Annotated in this window: 5 protein-coding genes and 1 pseudogene; 3 read left to right on the forward strand and 3 right to left on the reverse strand. The window is 44.6% G+C overall.

Annotated elements, in window-relative coordinates; translation table 11 throughout:
- The 3 genes and pseudogenes from V6C93_RS28320 to V6C93_RS28330 form a co-directional block, all read left to right on the forward strand.
- Positions 1 to 519: pseudogene (locus V6C93_RS28320) on the forward strand (hypothetical protein); the annotation flags it as partial.
- Between the two features lie 176 nt (positions 520 to 695).
- Positions 696 to 1,094, forward strand: a complete 399-nt coding sequence (locus tag V6C93_RS28325; RefSeq protein WP_333480017.1) for an acyltransferase — start codon at positions 696 to 698, stop codon at positions 1,092 to 1,094.
- 155 nt (positions 1,095 to 1,249) lie between these two features.
- The gene (locus tag V6C93_RS28330; RefSeq protein WP_333480018.1) at positions 1,250 to 2,131 is read left to right on the forward strand and encodes a sulfotransferase; all 882 of its coding nucleotides are present in this window, start codon (positions 1,250 to 1,252) and stop codon (positions 2,129 to 2,131) included.
- A 37-nt stretch (positions 2,132 to 2,168) separates the two neighbouring features.
- Here V6C93_RS28330 and V6C93_RS28335 read toward each other — a convergent pair whose 3' ends face one another.
- From V6C93_RS28335 to V6C93_RS28345, 3 genes are all read right to left on the reverse strand, one after another.
- Positions 2,169 to 2,777: a DUF1802 family protein gene (locus V6C93_RS28335; RefSeq protein ID WP_333480019.1), complete on the reverse strand. Its 609-nt coding sequence runs from the start codon at positions 2,775 to 2,777 to the stop codon at positions 2,169 to 2,171.
- A gap of 238 nt (positions 2,778 to 3,015) precedes the next feature.
- A complete protein-coding gene (locus V6C93_RS28340; RefSeq protein ID WP_333480020.1) occupies positions 3,016 to 4,179 on the reverse strand; it encodes a pyridoxal phosphate-dependent aminotransferase in 1,164 nt (387 codons plus the stop codon).
- A 186-nt stretch (positions 4,180 to 4,365) separates the two neighbouring features.
- Positions 4,366 to 5,556 carry a thiolase family protein gene (locus tag V6C93_RS28345; protein WP_333480021.1) on the reverse strand — a complete coding sequence of 397 codons (1,191 nt, stop codon included), beginning with the start codon at positions 5,554 to 5,556 and terminating at the stop codon, positions 4,366 to 4,368.
- Between the last annotated feature and the right edge of the window lie 270 nt (positions 5,557 to 5,826).

The following is a 5,826-nucleotide window of genomic DNA, read 5'->3' on the forward strand; positions in this document are numbered from 1 at the left end:
GGAACGTTTTCAAAGATTGTTAAAGCCTTTCAGACCCATCCCGACTATATTGTTGTTCATGGAGATAGAATTTTAATCAACGAATTTGACGAGGTAACGGGCTGGTGTTGTCTACCGCCTTTTGACCCAAAGACATTTACCTATAATGTTTGCTCGGAAACAGCTTTTTGGCAACGTGCTGCCATGCAGAAAGTTGGACAGCTTAATGCTAGTCTTCAGTTTGCTATTGACTTAGAATTTTTTGGTCGCCTTTACAAACAGGGCAAGTTTCTTAAGCTCAATGAATATTTAGGTTATTTCCGCTGTTATTCTGAACATAAAAGTTCAACCATGACTCACATAGGTAAAGAGGAGGCTTCGAGGGAATGGAAACGCTTATTTAATTCTGAACATATAAATTACCAATTCAGGTACAAGCAAAATCTATTAGATAGATTACGGCTCAGTACTGAACTCATCAGAGAGCCAGTTATTCTAGGATTCCCCTATATGATACATCGTTTTTTGCCTAAGAGGTAGCTTAGTCTGATGTTGAGCCTGACTATTTTTTTGTAGATAAAATGAAGAATTTTTTATCTGCGGGTCTTCTATATATTACTAATCATGTCATCAATGATATTCCGTTTCATTTTATTCGATTAGCTTTTTATCGGTCTTTTCTTAAATTTGAAATTGGTTCAGATAGCGCTATTTTTATGGGAGCATGGTTTGATGCTCCGAAAAATTTTAAAGTCGGCAAGCATAGCGTGATCAACCAGAAGTGTCGATTAGATAATCGGGGTGGAATTACTATTGGAGAGAATGTTTCGATTTCTGCTGAAGTATGTATCTTGACGGCAGATCACGACTTACAAAGTTGGGATTTTGCAGGTCGTACTCGTCCGGTGCATATTGAAGATTATGTTTTTATTGGGACACGAGCTGTGATTCTACCAGGAGTAACCTTAGGTAAAGGCTGTGCTGTAGCCGCTGGTGCAATTGTTACTAAAAGTGTTTCCCCCTGTACGATTGTTGCCGGGGTTCCAGCTAAACCCATCGGGAAACGACAACCCGATCTTCAATATCGTCTAAGTTACCGACGATTATTTTACTAAGCTCTAATTTTAGGGTTAATTGTTTAAAAAAATTCAAAAAAGTACATAAGTTTATATTATTAAAATTAATATAAACTTATAGCTATAAAAAAAATCTATCTTTTAGCGGAAGACAACGCTAAGTTGATATTGATTGTTTTAAGCATAAATGAATTATGAAAGTTAAATATTGCATAGTTCTGGGATGCCCTCGCTCAGGAACTACTTTTTTAATGACAGCGCTCCGAGCTTTAGCTAACTCCGAATGCATCTCTGGTTTACTGGTTCCCGTTTCGATTCCCCATCTGGTCACCTATTCTTTACCTACTTATATCTATAATGTCTTAGCTTTTGAACTTGAAGCTTCCTTTCAGAATTATCTGGATTCGGGAATTCCCTATTCGCGATTTTCAGCCTTGCATAAATGGCTCAAGGGTTATATGAGTAGCCAAGAGTTTTTCCATGCTTTGGTACGTCAACGAGTTGTTGAACGTATCATTTATAAAGAGCCTTTTCTCAGCTTTGCTCCCGAATTTACCTATCGTGCGTTGCCAGACTGCCGTATTCTTCATCTCTATCGAGATGGTCGAGATTGTGCCGACTCCCTTGTCAGAACTTATGATGTACTGACTGATGAGAAATTAATGGCTCTGAATACCTCAGAAATGCCCATAGGTCGTAAGTATGATGAGCGTTATGTTCCCTGGTGGGTTGAGCAGGGCAGAGAAGAAGAATTTTTAGGTAGCACTCCCTATATCCGAGCTATTTGGATGTGGAAAGAGATGGTGGGACGCTGCCACAATTTCTTTTCTCAGCCTGAGGTTGTGACGACGGGTCGAGTTCTATTGGTTAAATATGAGGATTTAGTGAGTGATAGCCTCAGATATGGAGAACTTATCACTTTACACTTTGGAGCAACAATGAATGCTCAACTGCGGAAGCAATTCAAACAGGCTCATCCCCTTTCGATTGGCATCCATAAAAAACGTAATCCCAAAGAAATTGAAGAAGCTCAGAGAATTGCTCAAACAGAACTGAAGTTATATGGCTATCTGTAGCCAACGATGTGAGGAATTGGATGTTGGACGTTTACGTTTAGCACGATACAGGATTTTCAGTGATGTATGGGTATCCTGAGGCTGTGAGTAGATGATGGAGTTGGGTCACCTTCTGAGTGTAGGTGGCGTCATCCAGAACGGGTACGGCACGCTCTATATTAATCGGTTCGGCGAGCTCAATCCATGACCGACAACCGCCGTATTCTGGGCGATAAGTAATCCCTTGGGGTTGGGGTAGTTGGTAGGTTCGTAGCAATAGGATAAACAGGGATTGACGATGTTTCCACCGTAGGCGATCGCTCACAAATTGTTCATTCCAAATGTGGTAGGGTAACAGCGTAGCAACCACTCTTTCATCACTAACCAGCAAAATATCCGTAATCTTAGCCCAACTCCCAATCCGAACTGTTTCCGGATGCCAGCCTGAAGTTACGGGTGTTACCTGAGCCGCGTACTCGGATTTGAGCAGGTTAGGCTGCTGATGTTCATAGGTAGGGTAGAACAAAATCGGGTTGTGAGCGACACTGAAGCGGTTTCCCTCTTCCTTGATGCCGCCTTTGCGTAGCAGCATCATCATTTTGCCCTGTTCTAAGGCATCAACGGCAACAGCCCATTCTTTAAGTGCGTGTCTGGTAGTTGCTTCCATCGCTATCTTACTCCAGTCTTTAACTAACTTTAAACCTAAATTCCGCTCCTGTTTTTGCAAGAGACGGGTTGGACGGAGAATTTATTCCGGCGTCTGATTAGTTCGAGCGCGGCTTCTATAACTCATTAGAGGGCAGTAATTAAACATCACTTACTCAAAGTCGGTAAAGGGTAATTGGTTATGCACCAGTACCCATTACCAGCCTCAAGGGTTATCTTTATTTCCACCAATGTGCTGATTAGAGCTTGCCAATTGCTACCTGAATTCGCTCTAACGCTTCTTGAATATTCTCTAGAGAATTGGCATAGGAAATTCTTAAGTATCCATCGCCAAATTTTCCAAACGCCGTACCTGCGAGGAGAGAAACTCCTGCTTCCTCCAGGAGATAATCTGCCAGTGCCTCACAGGAAAGGGGAATCTGCTGCACATTTGGAAATGCATAAAAAGCACCTGCGGGTTTGAGACAGGTGATTCCTGCGATCGCATTCAGTCCATCTACTACCGCATCTCGCCGCCGCTTGAATTCGGCTACCATGCGATCAACAAAATCTTGCGAGCCTTTGAGTGCTTCAATTCCAGCTATCTGGGTAAATGAGCAGGTACAAGAATTTGAATTAATCATTAATCGAACAAACTGATTTACTAGCGGCTTAGGAATCACTCCGTAGCCTAATCTCCACCCCGTCATCGAATAGGTTTTTGAATGGCAATCGATTAAAATTGTCCGCTCTTTCATTCCAGGGAAACGAAGAATACTTTCATGATTTCCTTCGTAGAGGATGTGGGAATAGACTTCATCGGAGAGAATGTAAAAGTCATGATGATTTGCCAGCTCTGCAATAGCTTCTAGCTCATCTTTTTGTAAGATACCTCCAGTGGGATTTTGAGGAGAATTGAGAATCAATAAGCGTGTCCGATCTGAAATGGCATCAACCAAATCACCCAGATGAAAGCGAAAACCAACTTCCTCTCGTAACGGTAAGGGAATTCCTTTCGCCCCCACAAAGTTAATCACAGATTCATAAATGGGAAAACCTGGGTCAGGATAAATCACCTCATCGCCTTCATTCACCAGTGCGAGGAGGGCGAAAAAGATAATCGGTTTAGCTCCAGGAGTAACGACCACTTCATCAGGATGAATTTCAATGCCTCGTGTTGTGGAAATATGCTCAGCGACAACTTCACGAAACTCCAAGAGTCCTTCAGCCGGCCCATATCCGGTGTAGCCATCTTTCATCGCTCGGAAGGCGGCTTCACAAATATTGATGGGTGTGGGAAAGTCAGGTTGACCGATTTCCAGATGAATAATGTTTCTGCCCTTCGCTTCTAGTTGTTTGGCTTTCGCTAATACATCGAAAGCTGATTCGGTGCCCAAACGATTCATCCGCTCTGCTAACTGCATATAAATCCCCTATTTTGTGTGGCTTAGCTTAAAGTTCGGAAGATCCCCCTAAATCCCCCTTAAAAAGGGTGACTTTGAGTTTCTTTCCCCGCTTTCTCAAGTAGGGTTAGGGGGAGAGCTGGGGCGAGAAAACACACCCTACGGAGGTGGTGTACTGTGAGTAAAAAACGATATTGCAGATACGCTCTAAAGCCCCTGTAGAGCGATCGCAGTTCCCCCACCGGTGCCATGACACAGGGATGCCATCCCCAGCGTTTTATTCCGTTGTTTTAAAGCGTTGAGCAACGTGACAACAAGCCGCGCCCCAGACGCTCCAATCGGATGTCCCAAGGCAATCGCTCCCCCATTGACGTTGAGCTTATCGTCGGGAACGCCCAGGATGCGGTTGAAGAGCAAACTGCTCACCGCAAAGGCTTCGTTATTCTCGAACAGGTCAATATCCGATATCCTGAGGTGGAGCTTCTCTAACAATTTCTTGACTGCCCAAATCGGCATTTCTGAGAAACGCCAAGTCTCTCCACCCGCCCAAGTTCCACCCAGTATCTTAGCGATGGGTTTGAGTCCATATCGTTCAACCGCTGACTGGCTCGCTAAAATCAGGGCAGCTGCTCCATCGGATAACTGACTACTGTTTCCTGCCGTCATTACCCCCTCCGGTTTAAACACAGGGCGGAGTTTGCTCAGGCTCTCTAAGGTTGTGTCGGGACGGATTCCTTCATCCTGATCTATCAGATGCGTGCCTTTATTGGTTTCAACCTTAATCGGGGCAATCTCCTTCTTGAAACTCCCTCGCTCAGTTGCAGCAGCGGCTCGTTGGTGCGAATAAAGTGCCACCTCATCTAAGTCCTGGCGTGTAAATCCATGAGTTACCGCTATGCGTTCCGTCTGTTCTCCCATCCCCTGCCCAGTTGTGGCATCGGTTAACCCATCACAGAGCAACAAGTCGGTTAATGGCTCTGGCGCACCCAAGAGGGATTTGTAACCCCATCGGGCTCTGTGAGAGAGGAAAAAGCCAGTTTGGGACATCGATTCTATCCCTCCAGCGAGAACTATGTCTGCTTCTTGTGCCCGAATTGCCGTCATCGCATTGATCAGACTGATCATTCCGGAGGAGCAAACCATATCGACGGCATACCCGTTGACCGACTCTGGAATCCCAGCCTTGAGTGCGGCTTGACGGGGTAAGTTCTGTCCGTGTCCTGCTCTCAAGACGTGACCAAAGATATACAGGTCTAAAGCATTTCCCGGTAGTCCTGTCTGCGCTAATGCGGCTTGCATGACGTGGGCACCTAAGTCTACTGGGGAAAGATTTGCCAGGATGCCCCCAAATCGACCGATAGGGGTGCGGATGGCTGAGATGATGTAAACGTTGAGCATATATTTATGGCAGGAAGCGGAGGGCAGAAGGTTTATTATCGGTAAGTGGTCGTTTTAGCTGTTAAATCTGTCCTTCACATGGCGACAGCGATAACTCTTTAACGAACCACAGAGGCGCAGAGGACTCGGAGGTGAGATTAGAAGAGGAGAGTAATACAAGTTGCAATCAAACGTAGTAGATCAGGGAGACAAGGAAGAGAAAATACTATGTACGAACGCAACTTCGTATAAAGGGAGGAGTTTCTCGTCTTAATTTGAATGTCACTGACT

Origin of the sequence: Allocoleopsis sp. (assembly GCF_036703385.1) — a bacterium.
GTDB lineage: Bacteria > Cyanobacteriota > Cyanobacteriia > Cyanobacteriales > Coleofasciculaceae > Allocoleopsis.

What these genes read in the sequence shown, in the direction of transcription:
- V6C93_RS28335 (WP_333480019.1), bottom strand. Translation starts at nt 2,777, where the DNA reads ATGGAAGCAACTACCAGACACGCACTTAAAGAATGGGCTGTTGCCGTT.
- V6C93_RS28325 (WP_333480017.1), top strand. Translation starts at nt 696, where the DNA reads ATGGGAGCATGGTTTGATGCTCCGAAAAATTTTAAAGTCGGCAAGCAT.
- V6C93_RS28340 (WP_333480020.1), bottom strand. Translation starts at nt 4,179, where the DNA reads ATGCAGTTAGCAGAGCGGATGAATCGTTTGGGCACCGAATCAGCTTTC.
- V6C93_RS28345 (WP_333480021.1), bottom strand. Translation starts at nt 5,556, where the DNA reads ATGCTCAACGTTTACATCATCTCAGCCATCCGCACCCCTATCGGTCGA.
- V6C93_RS28330 (WP_333480018.1), top strand. Translation starts at nt 1,250, where the DNA reads ATGAAAGTTAAATATTGCATAGTTCTGGGATGCCCTCGCTCAGGAACT.